Here is a 15,191-nt window from a genome sequence, read left to right as displayed (position 1 = left end):
GGGTGGTTCAATGTGTCTGACCGCGCTGGGCCAGACTCTGAATCTTAACTGTTCCTGGGGAGGATCGACCAATCCCCACTCAGAGGGCCATGGCCCGGCCGCGCTCGGCGCATGCCTCCATGGCCGCGAGGAACGCCGCGCGGACCCCGCGCTCGTCCAGGACCCGGAGCGCGGCGGCGGTGGTTCCGGCCGGCGAGGTGACCTGCTCGCGCAGCTCCGAGGCCCGTGCGCCGGTGGCCAGGAGGGCGGCCGAGCCCACGAAGGTCTGCACCACCAGGTCCGTGGCCTCCCCGCGCGTCAGGCCCTGGTGCACCCCGGCCTCGATCATCGCGTCGGCCACGTAGAAGAGGTAGGCCGGGCCTGAGCCTGAGACCGCGGTGAGCGCGTCGATCTGCTTCTCGGGGATCACGATGCTGCGCCCGACGGCGTCCATCAGGCCCGTGACCATTGCCACCTGGTCCGCCGAGGCGGTGGTGCCCGGCACGACGCCCGCCATCCCCTTGCCCACCAGGGCGGGGGTGTTGGGCATGACCCGGACCACGGCGGCGCCGGGCGGCAGGCCCGCCTCGAGCTGCGCGATCGGGGTGCCGGCGGCGATGGAGACCACCAGGGGGGCCGACGAGGCACCCAGGCACGCCGACAACTCGGCCAGCACGCCGTCGATCTGGTGGGGCTTGACGGCGAGCACCACGACATCGGCCGTGGCGGCCTGCGCCGTCTGGACGGCCCGGACGCCGTGGCGGGCGCGGATGGCGTCGGAGCGCTCCCGGGAGGGCTCGACGATGCTGAGCTCGTGCGCGGGGTGCCCGGCCGCGAGCCAGCCCGCGAGGAGGGCCTCGCCCATGGCGCCGGCTCCGATCAGGGCGATCCTCATGGGATCAGCAGCTCCGCGATCTGGATGGCGTTGAGGGCGGCACCCTTGCGCAGGTTGTCGTTGCTGATGAACAGCACCAGCCCGCGGTTGCCCTCGACGCTGCGGTCCTGGCGGATCCGCCCCACCAGCGAAGGATCCGCCCCGGCCGCCTCCAGCGGCGTTGGCACGTCCACCAGCCGGACGCCCGGCGCGCCGGCCAGCGCGGCCCGGGCCTCCTCCGGCGTGATGTCGCCGGCGAACCGGGCGTGGACGGACAGCGAGTGCCCGGAGAACACGGGGACTCGCACGCAGGTGCCCGCGACGAGGAGCCCGGGGATGTGGAGGATCTTGCGCGACTCGTTGCGCAGCTTCTTCTCCTCGTCCGTCTCGCCCTCCCCGTCGTCGACGAGGTTGCCGGCCAGCGGCACCACGTTGAAGGCGATGGGCGCGACGTAGGGGGCGGTGTCGGTGGGCTGGAAGACCGAGCCGTCGAGCGCCAGGGCGCGGGGGTCCTCGACCTGGCCCAGCTGGGAGGCCAGGGCCTCGACTCCCTTGACGCCGGACCCGGACACGGCCTGGAAGGTGGTGACCTGCAGCGCCTCGAGCCCGGCCAGGTCGTGCAGCGGCTTGAGGACCGGCATGGCGGCCATGGTGGTGCAGTTGGGGTTGGCGACGATGCCGAGCTCCGCCTTCGCCACGTCCCCCGGGTTCACCTCGGAGACCACCAGCGGGACCCGGTCGTCCATCCGCCACGCGGAGGAGTTGTCCACGACGGTGGCGCCGGCCTCCGCGACACGCGGGGCCCACAGCTTCGACGTCGATCCGCCGGCCGAGAAGAGGGCCACGTCGAGGCCGGCGAAGTCCGCCGTCTCGATGTCCTCCACCACCACGTCCGTCCCGCCCCAGGGCAGCACCTTTCCCGCCGACCTCGCGGAGGCGAAGTAGCGGATCTGGTCAACCGGGAAAAAGCGCTCCTCGAGGAGGCGACGCATGACGCCGCCCACCTGTCCGGTCGCGCCGAATACTCCAACACGCATGGGCGGAAGTCTACGACGCCCGCGCCCGACCCCCACCTCCCTTGTCCATGCGGCCCGCCTGCGCGGGGACGCCGATGGGTAATGTTCAAGCGTCCCCGACGAGCGGAAGGCCGACGATGACCCAGGTCCCACAACCCCACCCCTCACGCATCACGCCGTTCGCGGGCCACGCGGTCGTCGTCGGGGTCACCGCCGAGCAGCCCGACGTCGTCCTGCTGACCGCGGCCGAGCTGGCCCGCGCCCAGGGGGGCACCCTGTTCTGCGCCTACGCGGATCCCGGTCGCGTCGTCGAGCGCGAGTTCCCCGACGGCAGCGTCGAGCACAGCGACATGGACCCGGACCTGTCCGACGACGAGGAGTGGCGTCAGCGGCAGGCCGGGATCGTCGCGGCCATCGGGCAGGCGTTGGCCGGCTCGGACGTGACCTGGGAGTTCCGCTACCTGGCGGGGCGGGCGGATCGCGCGCTGACGCACCTGGCGCGCGCCGTCGACGCGGCCGTGATCGTCGTCGGGACGGGGCGGCCGGGGCGCAGCGGGCGGTTCCACGGCCTCCTGGACGCGGCCGTCGGCACCCACCTGGCCCACCACCAGCACCGGCCGGTGCTCGTGGTGCCCACCTCGGTGGTGGACTGGAAGACGCCGTTGGAATGGAGGTGAGCCCCGCTCCCCCGCCCGCCTACCTGCGCCCGTCGCTCATCGGCATGGTCGCCCTCGGCGGCGCGGCCGGGACCGCGCTCAGGCACGCCATCGAGTCCGCCTTCGGCGCCTCGCCCGGCGAGTTCCCCTGGGCCACGTTCGCGATCAACGTCACGGGGGCCCTCATCCTCGGCGCGCTGCTGGAATCGCTGACCCTGGTGCCGGCCGAGGGGGGCCGCCGCCGTGCGCTGCAGCTGACGCTGGGCACCGGCCTGCTCGGCGGCTACACCACCTACAGCACCTTCGTCCTCGAGACCCTTGCCCTGGGGAGGGCCGGCGACCTGGTCCTCGCCGCGGCCTACGCCGTCGCGTCCCTCGCGGCGGGCTTCGTCGCCGCGCTCGCCGCGATGACCCTGGTGTACCGCCTGGTGGCCTCCGCGAGGCGGACGTGATTCCGGTCTGGGTGGCGCTCGCGGGCGGTCTGGGCGCCGCCTCCCGCTTCGTCGCCGACGGGGTCCTGACGTCCCGCCTGCCCCGGACCCTCCCCACCGCGACACTGGTGATCAACGTCCTCGGCTCGTTCCTGCTCGGGGCGGTGACCGGGTGGGTGGCCGACGGCGGCCCGGCCGGCGTGGCCGCGGTCGCGGGGGTGGGCTTCCTGGGCGGGTTCACCACGTTCAGCACCGCGAGCGTCGAGCTGGTGCGGCTGGTCCGGGCGGAGCGCCCCCTGGCAGCAGCGGGGCTGGCCGTGATGATGCTCGTCCTGGGCCTGGCGGCCGCCTCCCTCGGCGTCGCGCTCGGCCTGGCGTTGCCCTGACCCTGGGTCAGCGACCGAGCGCGGACAGCAGCACCGGCAGCAGCGGTGCGCCGACGAACGCGACGATGTCCAGCAGCGAATGCGTGATCACCAGCGGCATCACCCGCTTGATCCTCAGGTACAGCCAGCCGAACGCCAAGCCCATGACGAGGTTGCCGACGAAGCCGCCGAACCCCTGGTACAGGTGGTATCCGCCTCGGATGACCGCGCTGGCCACCAGGATCACCCACATCCGCCCGCCCGTCTGGGCCCACCGGGTGAAGAGGTAGCCGATCATCAGCACCTCCTCCAGCACGCCGTTCATCACGGCGCGCAGGACCAGCACCGGCACGGTCCACCAGTTGGCGGCCAGGTTGGCCGTGCTGACCTGGGTGTTGATCCCGATCTCGACGGCGAACAGGTAGAACGCCAGGCCCGCCACCCCGATCACGGCGAACACGCCGAAGCCCCAGGCCAGGTCGGAGCCGGGGCGCCGGAGGTCGAAGCCCATCACCCGCCAAGGCCCCTCGGCAGGCCGATGCTGCGTGGCGAGCAGGTACAGGGCCAATGCCACGGGGACAAGGGGGAACGTCATCCACGCCAACTGGTAGGCAAGGTCCAGCCAGGGACGGTCGGGCGTCGCGCTGTTGTTGATCGACGTGGTCTGCTGATTGAGCGGGATGGGCCGGGTGACCTTCTCGATGATCGACAGAAGCGCGTAGACGGCCGACTGTCCGAGCGACAGCAGCAGCACGATGGCCATCTCGGTGCGCAGGAGGCGGCGCGTGGCGGGCTCGACGGCGAGCGTTGTGGCGGCCGTCATCGCTTGTCCGAGATGGCCCGCAGGTAGCTGTACAGCGTGCGCGGCCGCGCCGCGATGCGCGTGGTCAGGTACTCGAACCAGGCCGGCCCGAACGGGACGTAGGTGCGCGAGCGGTAGCCGATGTCGCTCAGCCGGCGCTGCTCCAGGGGACGCACGCCGTAGAACATCTGGAACTCGAAGCCGTCGCGGCCCACGGCGTTGCGGCGCGCCAGGTCCTGGGCGATCGCGATGATCGTCGGGTCGTGGGAGGCGACCATGGTGTAGGCGCCGTTCTCCATGGCGCGCCGCACGCACCGCACCATCGCCAGCGACTTCTCCCGCTCGCTGCGGTACCCGGCGCCCTGCGGCACCGGATAGGAGCCGACGCACACCCGCAGGTGGGCTCCCCCGTCCGCCAGCCGCTCCGCCTCGCGCTCGGAGCGGCGGATGTCGGCCGGCAGGGTGAGCCCGATCCGGTCGCACCGCTCCCGCGCGCCCCTCCACAGCTGAAGCACCCCGTCGTAGTCCTCAGTGCCCTGCATCTCGAGCGTGACCCTCGCCCCGTGGGCCTCGGTGGCGCCGCACAGGTCGTCCAGCCGCGCCTGGGCGCTCTCCACGCTCTCGCGGAGGCCCAGCGACGACGGCTTGACCGAGATCTCGACCCCGCGGGCGTCCTCCCCCAGGGCCTCCAGCGCCCCGCACAGCACCCCTGTGGTCTCGGCCTCGTCGTCCGAGCTGGGCAGGTAGGCCAGCGAGGCCAGCAGGCCTTGTCCGTGGAGGGTGCGCACCACCCGGACCGCGTCGTCGATGCGCTCCCCCGCGACATAGGCCTTCGCGAACTCCTCGGCCGCACCCGAGGCCATGGCGGACGACTGCACCCGGCGCGACCTGATCAGCGACCGCACCGCACTGTTAAGACGCGACATCCACTCTCCTCGCCGCACCCTTGGCCAGCACGGCACGGATGGAGTCCAGGGATTCGCCCAGCAGCACCTCGCGCTCGTGGCGCGACCGCGCCCGCCGCGACGAGACCTCCAGCACCATGTGGCCCCCGAAGCCCGAGGCCGCCAGTTCCTCGACCACGGTCCAGGCCGCCTGGTCCCCCTCGCCCGGCATCAGATGCTCGTCCTTGAGGGACCCGCGGCCGTCCGTGAGGTGGACGTGCGCCAGCCGGTCCCCCCAGGCGTGGACCAGGTCCAGCGACTGACGCTGGGAGGTGGACGCGTGGCTGAGGTCCAGCGTCAGATGGTCGTAGTCGTAGGACGTGGGGTCCCATCCGGGAAGATAGGCCTGGAAGTGCCCCGCCGGCGTCCGCCAGGGATACATGTTCTCGACGGCGAACTTCACGCTGGTCTCTGCGTTGAGGCGCTTGATCCCGGCGACGAACCCCGCCCCGTACTCCTTCTGCCACCGGAACGGGGGGTGGACCACGACCGTGTCGCCGCCGAACTGCTGCACGGCCTCGCCCGAGCGCCTCAGCTTGTCCCACGGGTCCGAGCCCCACGTGCTCTGCGTGACGAGCAGCGTAGGCGCGTGCACCGACAGCACGGGCACGCCGTGATAGGAGGAGAGCTTCTCGATGGCGCCGATGTCGGTGGAGAGGGCGTCGACGCCCACCATCAGTTCGATGCCGTCGTATCCGAGCGAGGCGGCGAGCTCGAATGCGCTCGCCGATGCCTCCGGAAACACGGAGGTGGTCGACAGCAGGACCTTCGACGTGGACACAACCGCAACCCTACCCGCCGAACGCCGGGGCGGCTCAGCCCGATTAGTTGTTTGGCCCTGATGAGGGCAAGAATGGCTCCATGCACGTCGACCATCTGATCTTCGCGACCGGCCCCGACGGCCTCAAGGCTGAGGCATCCCGGCTCGCCGAGGCGCTGGGCACTGACTACAAGGACGGCGGCTTCCATCCGCGGTTCGGCACCCGCAACCACATCATCCCGCTGGCGGATGCGCGCTACATCGAGGTGGTCGAGGTGCTCGACCACCCGGCCGCGGACAAGGCGGCCTTCGGGCAGGCGGTCCGTGCCCGCTCCGCCATGGGCGGTGGATGGATGGGCTGGGTGATCAGCGTTCCGGACATCGCGCCGTACGAGACTCGCCTCGAGCGCGCCGCGGTCCCCGGCCTTCGTCACTTCCCGGACGGGCGTCGGCTCGAGTGGGTGCAGATCGGCATCCGCGGCCTCATCGCCGATCCTCAGCTGCCGTACTTCCTGGAGTGGAAGAGCGACGACTCGTTGCGCCCTGCCGCGCTCCAGGGTGACGTGAAGCTGACGTCGCTGCAGATCTCCGGCTCCGCCGACCGCCTCTCGGAATGGCTCGCCATGCCGGTGGCCGACGAGATCGACGGCATCCGCCTGGACCTCGTGGCCCCGCACGGCACCCCCGGCATCTCGAACGTCACGTTCGAGACCGCCAACGGCCCCGTCACCATCTGACCATCTCTCCCTGCGCGGCAGGCCCGCGCTGGGCATCCCGTCGCGATGGGCCGACGGCGGCCGCGCGCGGTCCTGTCGGTGGCGCCGCCTAAGCTCACGGGCGTGGCGAAGAAACAGGACACGTACCACTGCACCGAGTGCGGCTGGACGTCGGTGCGGTGGGTCGGCAAGTGCGGCGAGTGCCAGAGCTGGGGCTCGGTCGTCGAGCGCGGCGCACCCAAGCTGAGGCAGGTGGCGTCGTCGGCGCCTGTGGACGCCGCGATCCCCATCACCCAGGTGCCCACCGACGGGGCGCAGCGCCGGCTCACCACCATCGCCGAGCTGGACCGCGTGCTGGGCAAGGGGCTCGTGCCGGGCGCGGTGGTGCTGCTGGCCGGGGAGCCGGGGGTTGGCAAGTCGACGCTCCTGCTCGACGTCGCGGCCAAGTGGGCCAGATCCGGGCAGACCACGCTGTACATCTCCGGCGAGGAGTCCGCGTCGCAGGTCCGCCTCAGGGCGGAGCGCACCGGCGCCATCCACGAGGGCCTCTACCTCGCCTCCGAGAACGACCTGGGCACCGTGCTGGGCCACGTGGAGACCGTCCGCCCGTCGCTGCTGGTGGTGGACTCCGTGCAGACCATCGCCACGGCGGAGGCCGACGGCGCGCCGGGAGGGCCGTCGCAGGTGCGCGAGGTGACGGGCGCCCTGGCGAGGGTGGCCAAGCGCGAGGACATGGCGGTGATCATCATCGGCCACGTCACCAAGGACGGCTCTATCGCCGGGCCGCGCACGCTGGAGCACCTCGTCGACGTGGTGCTGACCTTCGAGGGGGACCGTCACTCCGGGTTCCGCATGGTGCGCGCCACGAAGAACCGCTTCGGGCCGGCCGACGAGGTGGGCTGCTTCGAGATGAGCGAGACGGGCATCGTCGAGGTGCCGGACCCGTCAGGGCTGTTCACCACCGAGCACAGCGAGCCCACGCCGGGCACGTGCATCACGGTGACCATGGAGGGCAGGAGGCCGCTGCTCGCCGAGATCCAGGCGCTCGTGGCGCCGTCGCCCAATCAGTCGTCGCCGAGGCGCACCACGCACGGGCTGGACAACTCGCGCATCGCGATGGTGCTGGCCGTCCTGGAGCGGAAGGTCCGCCTACCCCTGTCCCAGCAGGACGTCTACGTGTCCACCGTGGGCGGGGCGAGGGTCACAGACCCGTCGGTGGATCTGGCGGCCGCGATCGCGATCACCTCGGCGGCCGTGGACTGGCAGTACCCTGGCCGCCTGCTCGCGCTGGGCGAGGTGGGCCTCGCGGGTGACCTGCGGCGGGTGCCCGGCGTGGAGCGCCGGCTCGCCGAGGCGGCGCGGCTGGGATTCGAGCTTGCCCTGGTGCCGAAGGGCTCACGGGACGTGACGGTGAAGGTCCCCCGGCTCGGGGGCCTGAGGGTGCTCGAGGTGGGCTCGCTGGAGGAAGCGATGGTCAAGCTCGCACTGCACAACGGGAAGGGCTGAGGCGGTCATGGAGGCGCTGCGGATCGGGGAGGTGGCCCGCCGCACGGGCCTGTCGCAGCGGACGCTTCGGCACTACGACGAGCTGGGGCTGCTGGTCCCGAGCGGGCGGTCGTCGGGGGACTACCGGCTGTACTCCCATGAGGACCTGGTCCGCCTCCTGGCCATCCAGCACCTGAAGTCGCTGGGGCTGTCGCTCGGCGAGGTGGGCAGTGCCCTAGACGACCCCGCCACGGACGCCTCCGCGCTCCTGCGGCAGCACACCGAGGCGGTGGAGGCCCGGATCGCCGCCGAGCAGGAACTCCTTGCCCGGCTCAGGGGGTTGCAGCAGGCCGCCGAAGCGGGCTGGGAGGAGGTCCTCGACGCCATCGCGCTCAGCGAGCGGCTGCGCCACCCGGCTCCAGCGGTCCGGTTCCGCGCCGCCCTGACCGGCCACGCGTCGGCCCCCTTCGAGGACCTCGTGGAGGTGCTGCGCTCCGATCCGGAGCCCGGCGTGCGGGAGGCCGCCACCTGGGCCATCACACAGCGGGGAGACGGGGTGGCAGGCAGGCTGGACTCGGCGCTGGCCACCGGCGACTCGCGCGCCCGGCACGCCCTGGCGCACGTGCTCGGCAAGCTGCGGGACCCGGCCGCGGTGCCGGTCCTTGAGGGGCTGCTGGCTGACGAGGACGCCGCCGTCGCCGCCAAGGCCGCGTTCGGCCTGGGCCAGGTGGGCGGGGCGGGTGCGCTGGAGGCCCTGGTCGTCGCGCTGGGAGATCCCCGGCCCGTGGTCCGCGACGAGGTGGCGGCCTCGCTCGCCCGGCTCGACGGCGCCGTGACGCCCCTCGTCGTCGCCCTCTCGGATCAGCGCGCCCCGGTGCGGGCGCTCGCGGCGGAGGCGCTGGGGCTCATGCAGGACCCCTCGGCGGCGGCTCCCCTCGCGCGGGCGCTGACGGACCCGGATGAGGAGGTGCGGTTCGCCGCTCTCCTCTCGCTCGGCGGCCTGGACGTGCCGGAAGCCGCGCGCGCGGTCGAGGGGATGGTGGACTCCCCCGACGAGCGCACGCGGCTCCTGGCCCGGCGGCTGGTCGCGGACCGTCAGGCCTCGGCGGCCTCCCTGGACAGCCGGAAGCGCGCGGCCACCTGAGCCACCACCGGGGCACCGGTGGCCTCGAGCCGGGCCAGCGCACCGTCGGCTGCTTCGGTCAGCTGCCCCAGCGCGGACACCGCCGCCAGCCGCACGTCGGCATCGCCGTCGCCCGCGGCCAGCTCGAGCGCGTCCGCGGCAGGGTCGGCCGCGGGGCCCCCGAGGTGCCCCAGCGCCTCGGCGGCGTGCGACCGCACCTCCGGGTCCGGGTCACCCAGGGCCCTGGTCAGCGGGGCGACTGCCGCCTCGCCGAGCCCGTGCATGGCGGTGGTCAGCGCGTCACGCTGGAGCGCGTCGCCGTCACCCAGACGCCCGGCGAGCGTCTCGGCGGCCTCGGGATGGCCGGTGTTGGCCACCGCGCGGTAGGCCTTGATGGCCACGTCGGTGTGCTCGTCTCCCACCAGGGGGCGCACGTGCTCGAAGTGCGCCGGGTCCCCGATCTTGCTCAGCACGTGGGCGGCGGTGCGTCGCAGCGAGGGATCCTCGTCGGTCAGCATGGCGAGCAGCTCGTCCTCCGCGGAGTCGGCGTGCTGCACCAGCGCCCAGGTGAGGTCCTCTCGGACCCGCGGATCGTGCTCGGTCCGCAGCCGGCCCAGGAGAGCGGGCGCAACCTGCGGGTCCCGGGCTGCGCCGAGGGCGAGGGCTGCGTGGCGCCGTGCGGTGCCGTCGGTGTGGGTGAGTGCGGTGATGAGGGTCTGGACATCGGTCATGTCCTTGACCGTAAACCTTGACGCAACGTGAAGGTCAAGCCCGCGCGGCTCGCGGCGCTCATCCGTCAGCGAACGCGGGACCGGCTGGGTTACCGTGACCCAAGAGCGCCTGTACCGAAAGGAAGGAGCGCCATGCCCGACATCGCCATGATGACCCAGCTCGGCGGCCTGCTGATCAGGCACCTGAAGGCCTTCAACACCGACGCGTCACCGCTGCCCGGCGAGAGCCGCCCTCAAGCGGAGCAGGAGGATGCCGAGCACTTCACCGCCGGGCTTGAGCGGTTGGGCCCCACGTTCATCAAGTTCGGGCAGCTGCTCTCCACACGGCAGGACCTCCTGCCGGGCGCCTACACCGACGCGCTCACCCGGCTGCAGGACGACGTCGACCCCGTGCCGGCCGAGGACATCAGGGCCAGGATCGAGGAGTCGCTCGGGGCGCCGGTCAGCACCCTGTTCTCCGAGTTCGACGACACGCCCCTGGCCTCCGCCTCGCTGGCGCAGGCCCACCGGGCCGTCACGCGCTCCGGCCGCGACGTGGTGGTCAAGGTGCTGCGGCCAGGAGTACGGGACCGGGTCCGCAGCGACCTGGCCTCCCTCTCGGAGCTGGCGGAGTTCGCCGACGCCAACACCCCCGTCGGCCCCAGGCTGGGCGCGGCCCGGATGCTGGCCCAGTTCCGCCGCTCGATGGCAGACGAGCTGGACTACCGCAAGGAGGCCGCGAACCTCGACCTGTTCCGCGAGCTGGTCGGCGACGAGCCCGACCTGCTGGTGCCCGGCTACGTGCCCGACTACTCCACCGACGACGTGCTCACGCTGGAGTTCGTTCCCGGCAGGAAGATCACCGACGTCGGACCGCTGACGATGCTGGACGTCGACGGGGCGCGCCTGGCGGCGGCGCTGTTCCGGTTCATGCTCAAGGCCATGCTGGTCGACGGCATCCTGCACGCAGATCCCCACCCGGGCAACCTCTTCCTCACCCCGGACCACCGTGTCGCGCTGCTGGACGTGGGCATGGTGGTGCGGCTGCCCGGCCGGCTGCGCAGCTCGATCGTCAAGCTCCTCATCGCGATCGGCGACGGCGACGGCGAGGGGGCCGCGGCCGTGCTCGCAGGCATGGGCCATCCCACCGACGAGTACGACGCGGCCGCCTTCCGCGACGACGTGGCCCACCTGGTGTCCACGACGCTCTCCATGGGCGCAGACCTCCAGGCCGGCGCGGTGCTCATGCAGCTGGCGCGCATCTCCGGCGCCCACGGGCTCCGGCCGCCGGCGGAGATGACGCTGGTGGCGAAAGCCCTGCTCAACCTCGACCAGGCCACCCAGCACCTCGACCCCGCATTCACCCCGGTGGAGGCGATCCGGGACAACCTCCCCACCATCATCGCGGCCGGGCTGACGCCGAGCCCCGGCCAGACGCTCCTCGGCGGCATCGAGGGCAAGGAGTTCCTCGAGCGCCTGCCCCGACGCGCCAACCGGCTCCTGGACGCCCTGAGCGACGGCGAGCTCACCCTCAAGGTGGACGCCTTCGACGAGAGCCGCGCCCTCATGGTGCTGCAGCAGGTGGCCAACAGGCTGGCGACGGCGCTGATCCTGGCGGCGATCACCATCGCCGCGGCGCTGCTGATGTTCGCCGATGTGGGCCCCCGCCTGCTGGGCTACCCGGCGCTGGGGATGATCTTCTTCCTCCTGGCCGCCGTGGGCGGACTGTTCATGGTGGGACGCATCCTCTGGCACGACCGCCCTGTCCGGCGGACCGTCAAGCGCAGCGACCGCCGCGCCCGCCTCTCCGACGACGCGGGCGGCTCCCTGCACGCCTAGACTGGCCTGGTCCCTGGGGAGGTGCGTTTGTCGAAGTCCACCGTTCGCCGCTATCTGAAGCTGCTCGCTCCCGGCACCCCGCTGCGCGCGGGCCTGGACCGCATCCTGTCGGGCCGCACCGGCGCGCTGATCGTGCTGGGCAACAACTCCAGGGTTCAGCAGGTGTGTTCCGGCGGGTTCCAGATCGGGGTCGAGTGCACCGAGCAGGCCCTGCGCGAGCTGGCGAAGCTCGACGGCGCCATCGTGCTGTCCACGGACCTGACCCGGATCATCGCCGCCGGAGTGCACCTGGTCCCCGCCGGAGACCTCCCCACCGCCGAGACGGGCACCCGCCACCGCTCGGCCGACAGGACCGCTCAGGCCGCAGGGGTGCCGGTGGTGACGGTGTCCGCGTCGATGTCCACGGTCTCGCTGTTCCTCGACGGGCGGCGCCACGTGGTCGAGACCGTGTCCCAGGTGATCAGCAGGGCGAACCAGACGCTCGCCACCCTGTCGCGGGTGGTCACCCGCCTGAGCGACCTCATGGATCAGTTCACCGCGCTCGAGATCGGCGAGCAGGTGGCGCTGCGGGACCTCACCCACGTGGTCCACCGGCTCGAGCTGACCCGTCGGCTCTCCGCCGAGATGCAGTTCCACGCCGACGTGCTGGGCGTCGAGGGGCGCATGGTGGCCATGCAGCACGCGGAGCTGGCCTCCAGCTTCGACGGTGTGGCCGAGCTCCTGACGGAGGACTACGCGCCCAACCTCGAGGACCCCGCGGAGTTCGACCTGTCGCGGCTGCACAACTTCTCCACCGAGGAGCTCTTCAGCGGCCAGCTCGTGGCTCAACGGCTCGGCTTCGGCCCCAACCCCAACATGGAGCAGGGTGTCACCACCCGGGGGATCAGGCTTCTGACGAAGGTGGGCCGCCTGCCCTCGCCTCTCGTGACCAGGCTGGTGGACCGTTTCACCATCCAGGAGCTGTTCGCCGCCCCCCTCAGCGCGCTCCTCGAGGTGGAGGGCATCGGACAGCTCAGGGCCCGCCAGGTCCGCGACGCGATGACCCGCATCGCCGAGATCAACTGAGCCCGGGCCCTGCTGGGCTAGGGTGTGGCATCCCGATCCTCCGGGACCCGCGACGGTGAGCCAGCCACGAGGGAGCTGAGCATGGATCCAGGCCTCAACCCCGACTCCAATCTTGTGGGCCGAGCCGCGCAGTTGCGCCGCCTCGCCTCGATACTCACCGGGGCCTCCGACGGCGTCATCTGCCTCGCGGGTCCCTCCGGCGTGGGGAAGTCCGCACTGGTGGCCGCCGCCTTACCCCTTGTCGCCCAGCGGTTCAGCGGTGCGCACTTCGTCGACCTGGCCGGAACCGACCGGGACGGCGCCGTGGCGAGGCTGCGCTCCGCGGTGCAGCGCGTGCCGGCCCGTCGCGGCTCGAACCCGGAGCGGGAGTGCCCCTGGGAGCCGGAGCTGATGATCGTCGACCACGCGGAGGCGCTTGCCGGCGCAGAGGCCGCGGCCGATGCCATCGCGAAGCTGGAGGGCGTGACGATCCTCGCCATGTCCACCGTGCCCATGAGTGGCCCCCTTCTCGCCGGCTTGTCGGTCAGGCCACTCACCCACACGGAGTCCCGGCGGCTGCTGCTGCGGCGCGCGGAGCTCGCGGGGGTGGGCCGGCCGGAGGAGGGCGAGGACGCTCCCTGGCTCCATCAGCTCGCCGCCGCCTCCCTGGGCAGTCCACTGCTCATCGGGCTCCTCGCCTCCAGGCTGACGACGACCGCGCCGGCCGAGCTCGTGGCGCTCCTGGCCGGGGAGCAGTCCCCTCTCGGCGTGCTGACGGCCGCCCCCGACGCCGGCCATGCCACCGCCCTCCTGCCGTCCCTGGCCACCTTCTCCGCCTCCTTCACCGCGGAGGCGGCGGGTGACGTGTCCGGGCTTCCACTCCCCAGCCTGGAGGGCCGCCTCGGCTCGCTGATGGATCTGAGCCTGATCCACCTCGACGACTCGGCGGCCCCCGGCGTCACGCACACCGCAAGATTCCGCCTGCCCCGGCTGGTCAGGGAGTTCCTGCGCGGCCAGGCCGCCTGGGCCGCGCAGGAGACCGACCTGCGCCGGCGTCACGCCGCGCACTTCTCCGCGTTGGCGCGCCGGGCGGCCACCCTCCGCAACGCGTGCGACGATCTGGCTGCGATCGCCCTTCTGCACGACGAGTACGAGGAGGCCCTGACGGCGCTGCCCCGGCTGACGCTCACCGACCCCGGCCGCGCGGCAAGGATGGCCGTCGACCTGCTGCCCGAGGCGGACCGGCGCGGCGACGAAGCCGTCCTCGTCCCCCTCGCCCAGCGGCTCCTCGCGCACGACGCGACACCCGAGGACGTCCGCAGGGACGGCCACGTCTGGCTCGCGTTGATCGACGGCGCGGCCCAGGACGCCGCCGAGCGCGCCCCCATGGTCCTTCGGAACCTCACCGAGGGGCGCGCGCTGGCGGAGCGGTCGCCCAGCGCCGAGGATCAGCTCCCGGCGCTGATGGCCGAGCTGCTGTCGTTGGGCCTCCTGCGCGACTACGAGCGCGCCGGACACGCGGTGAGGACCGGGGCCGACATCGCCGGGCGAGCCGGCCATGCAGGCTGGCGGACCCGGTTCGAGTTCGGGCGGGCGCAGGTCTGTCACGTGCTGGGAGACCATGGCGGTGCGCTCCAGATCGGGCTGGCCGCGTGGGAGCACGTCGCCGGTACCTCGGACGAGCACTGCCGCGTCTACGCCACTCTGCTGCTGTCGCGCCACCCCGCCGCCGCTACGCCCGAGGGCCCGGGGGGCATCGCCTCGCTGCGCGCGGCGCTGGACAGCGCCCGCAGGCTGGACAACAGGCGGCTGCAGTCGTCCACGCTGGTCATGCTCGCGCTGCACAGCCTCGAGACGGAGGCGCCGGCCAGTGCGGCCACGTGGCTCATCGAGCGGTACCGCCTGGTGGCCAGGCAACGCAGTTGGCACGCACTGGTGCCCCACATTCTCCTCACGATCGCGTTGAGCGCCCGCCTGGGTCACCCCCATGCCACCGCCCGGCTCCACGGCGCCCTGCTCCAGTGGTCCCAGCTCATCCTGACGCCGCTGCCCGGGATCCTCAGGGACGGCTACCACCGGGCGGTGGCGCAGGCCCGGGATGCGCTCGGGCCGGACTTCGAGCGACGGTCACGGGAGGGCGCGCAACTCACCCTGGACGGGGCCGCGGCCGAAGCCATCGACTACGTCCATCGAATCGCAGACCCCTCCGTCCGCGGGCCCTACTCGGCGTCGCCGTCGGCCGACTCCGAACTGACCGCCCGCGAGCGGGACGTGCTGAGCCTCATCGTGAGCGGGCACCGCAACAAGGAGATCGCTGACCAGTTGTTCATCGCGCCGAAGACCGTGATGCATCACACCAGCGCGATCTACCGGAAGCTGGGCGTCCGAGGCAGGGCCGAGGCGGCCGTCACCGCCGTGAGGCTGGGCCTGGGTCGCTGAGGCCGACG

General features: G+C 72.5%; 15 protein-coding genes. 9 read left to right on the top strand and 6 right to left on the bottom strand.

The features are described from left to right. Positions 1-79: 79 nt before the first annotated feature. On the bottom strand, positions 80-874 hold the full coding sequence (gene proC, locus ACZK5D_RS00895; RefSeq protein WP_463663938.1) for a pyrroline-5-carboxylate reductase: 795 nt from the start codon (positions 872-874) through the stop codon (positions 80-82). After that, entirely contained in the window at positions 871-1,890 is a 1,020-nt protein-coding gene (locus tag ACZK5D_RS00890; RefSeq protein WP_463663937.1) for an aspartate-semialdehyde dehydrogenase, read from the bottom strand. Before ACZK5D_RS00890 ends, proC begins: the two co-directional genes overlap by 4 nt. Positions 1,891-2,006: 116 nt before the next feature. Between ACZK5D_RS00890 and ACZK5D_RS00885 the strand changes: the two genes are divergently transcribed. The 3 genes from ACZK5D_RS00885 to ACZK5D_RS00875 are packed head-to-tail and all read left to right on the top strand — an operon-like array spanning position 2,007 to position 3,342. Further along, complete coding sequence (locus tag ACZK5D_RS00885; protein WP_458994740.1) at positions 2,007-2,546, top strand: universal stress protein; 540 nt, start codon at positions 2,007-2,009, stop codon at positions 2,544-2,546. Beyond that, positions 2,543-2,977 (top strand): FluC/FEX family fluoride channel, encoded by a 435-nt coding sequence (locus tag ACZK5D_RS00880; RefSeq protein WP_463663936.1) that lies wholly within the window; start codon positions 2,543-2,545, stop codon positions 2,975-2,977. The genes ACZK5D_RS00885 and ACZK5D_RS00880 overlap by 4 nt, the downstream gene beginning before the upstream one ends. Continuing rightward, positions 2,974-3,342: a fluoride efflux transporter FluC gene (locus ACZK5D_RS00875; RefSeq protein WP_458994742.1), complete on the top strand. Its 369-nt coding sequence runs from the start codon at positions 2,974-2,976 to the stop codon at positions 3,340-3,342. The genes ACZK5D_RS00880 and ACZK5D_RS00875 overlap by 4 nt, the downstream gene beginning before the upstream one ends. A gap of 7 nt (positions 3,343-3,349) precedes the next feature. Here ACZK5D_RS00875 and ACZK5D_RS00870 read toward each other — a convergent pair whose 3' ends face one another. The 3 genes from ACZK5D_RS00870 to ACZK5D_RS00860 are packed head-to-tail and all read right to left on the bottom strand — an operon-like array spanning position 3,350 to position 5,848. Beyond that, a complete protein-coding gene (locus tag ACZK5D_RS00870; protein ID WP_458994743.1) occupies positions 3,350-4,144 on the bottom strand; it encodes a CPBP family intramembrane glutamic endopeptidase in 795 nt (264 codons plus the stop codon). Further along, positions 4,141-5,049: a proline dehydrogenase family protein gene (locus tag ACZK5D_RS00865; RefSeq protein ID WP_458994744.1), complete on the bottom strand. Its 909-nt coding sequence runs from the start codon at positions 5,047-5,049 to the stop codon at positions 4,141-4,143. Before ACZK5D_RS00865 ends, ACZK5D_RS00870 begins: the two co-directional genes overlap by 4 nt. Further along, entirely contained in the window at positions 5,036-5,848 is an 813-nt protein-coding gene (locus ACZK5D_RS00860; protein WP_458994745.1) for a sugar phosphate isomerase/epimerase family protein, read from the bottom strand. The genes ACZK5D_RS00865 and ACZK5D_RS00860 overlap by 14 nt, the downstream gene beginning before the upstream one ends. Before the next feature lie 80 nt (positions 5,849-5,928). Here ACZK5D_RS00860 and ACZK5D_RS00855 point away from each other — a divergent pair, with 80 nt between their 5' ends. From ACZK5D_RS00855 to ACZK5D_RS00845, 3 genes are all read left to right on the top strand, one after another. Then, the gene (locus ACZK5D_RS00855) at positions 5,929-6,564 is read left to right on the top strand and encodes a VOC family protein (protein ID WP_458994746.1); all 636 of its coding nucleotides are present in this window, start codon (positions 5,929-5,931) and stop codon (positions 6,562-6,564) included. Between the two features lie 102 nt (positions 6,565-6,666). Next, positions 6,667-8,049: a DNA repair protein RadA gene (gene radA, locus ACZK5D_RS00850; RefSeq protein ID WP_463663935.1), complete on the top strand. Its 1,383-nt coding sequence runs from the start codon at positions 6,667-6,669 to the stop codon at positions 8,047-8,049. A gap of 7 nt (positions 8,050-8,056) precedes the next feature. Next, positions 8,057-9,172, top strand: coding sequence for a HEAT repeat domain-containing protein (locus ACZK5D_RS00845; protein WP_463663934.1), 1,116 nt, complete (start codon positions 8,057-8,059; stop codon positions 9,170-9,172). On the opposite strand, the gene ACZK5D_RS00840 is transcribed toward ACZK5D_RS00845, so the two are convergent. Beyond that, positions 9,124-9,882 carry a HEAT repeat domain-containing protein gene (locus tag ACZK5D_RS00840; protein ID WP_458994749.1) on the bottom strand — a complete coding sequence of 253 codons (759 nt, stop codon included), beginning with the start codon at positions 9,880-9,882 and terminating at the stop codon, positions 9,124-9,126. The genes ACZK5D_RS00845 and ACZK5D_RS00840 overlap by 49 nt on opposite strands. A gap of 132 nt (positions 9,883-10,014) precedes the next feature. Between ACZK5D_RS00840 and ACZK5D_RS00835 the strand changes: the two genes are divergently transcribed. The 3 genes from ACZK5D_RS00835 to ACZK5D_RS00825 all read left to right on the top strand — a co-directional run bounded on the left by ACZK5D_RS00835 (position 10,015) and on the right by ACZK5D_RS00825 (position 15,183). Beyond that, positions 10,015-11,700 carry an ABC1 kinase family protein gene (locus ACZK5D_RS00835; protein ID WP_458994750.1) on the top strand — a complete coding sequence of 562 codons (1,686 nt, stop codon included), beginning with the start codon at positions 10,015-10,017 and terminating at the stop codon, positions 11,698-11,700. Positions 11,701-11,727: 27 nt separating this feature from the next. Next, positions 11,728-12,765 (top strand): DNA integrity scanning diadenylate cyclase DisA, encoded by a 1,038-nt coding sequence (gene disA / locus ACZK5D_RS00830; protein WP_458994751.1) that lies wholly within the window; start codon positions 11,728-11,730, stop codon positions 12,763-12,765. 81 nt (positions 12,766-12,846) lie between these two features. Further along, positions 12,847-15,183, top strand: a complete 2,337-nt coding sequence (locus ACZK5D_RS00825; RefSeq protein WP_463663933.1) for a LuxR C-terminal-related transcriptional regulator — start codon at positions 12,847-12,849, stop codon at positions 15,181-15,183. The last annotated feature ends 8 nt before the right edge of the window (positions 15,184-15,191 follow it).

The organism is Tessaracoccus yangjingae, from assembly GCF_055326235.1.
Note: the sequence above shows the minus strand (reverse complement) of the source record. Positions and strands in the feature narration are given on the sequence as shown.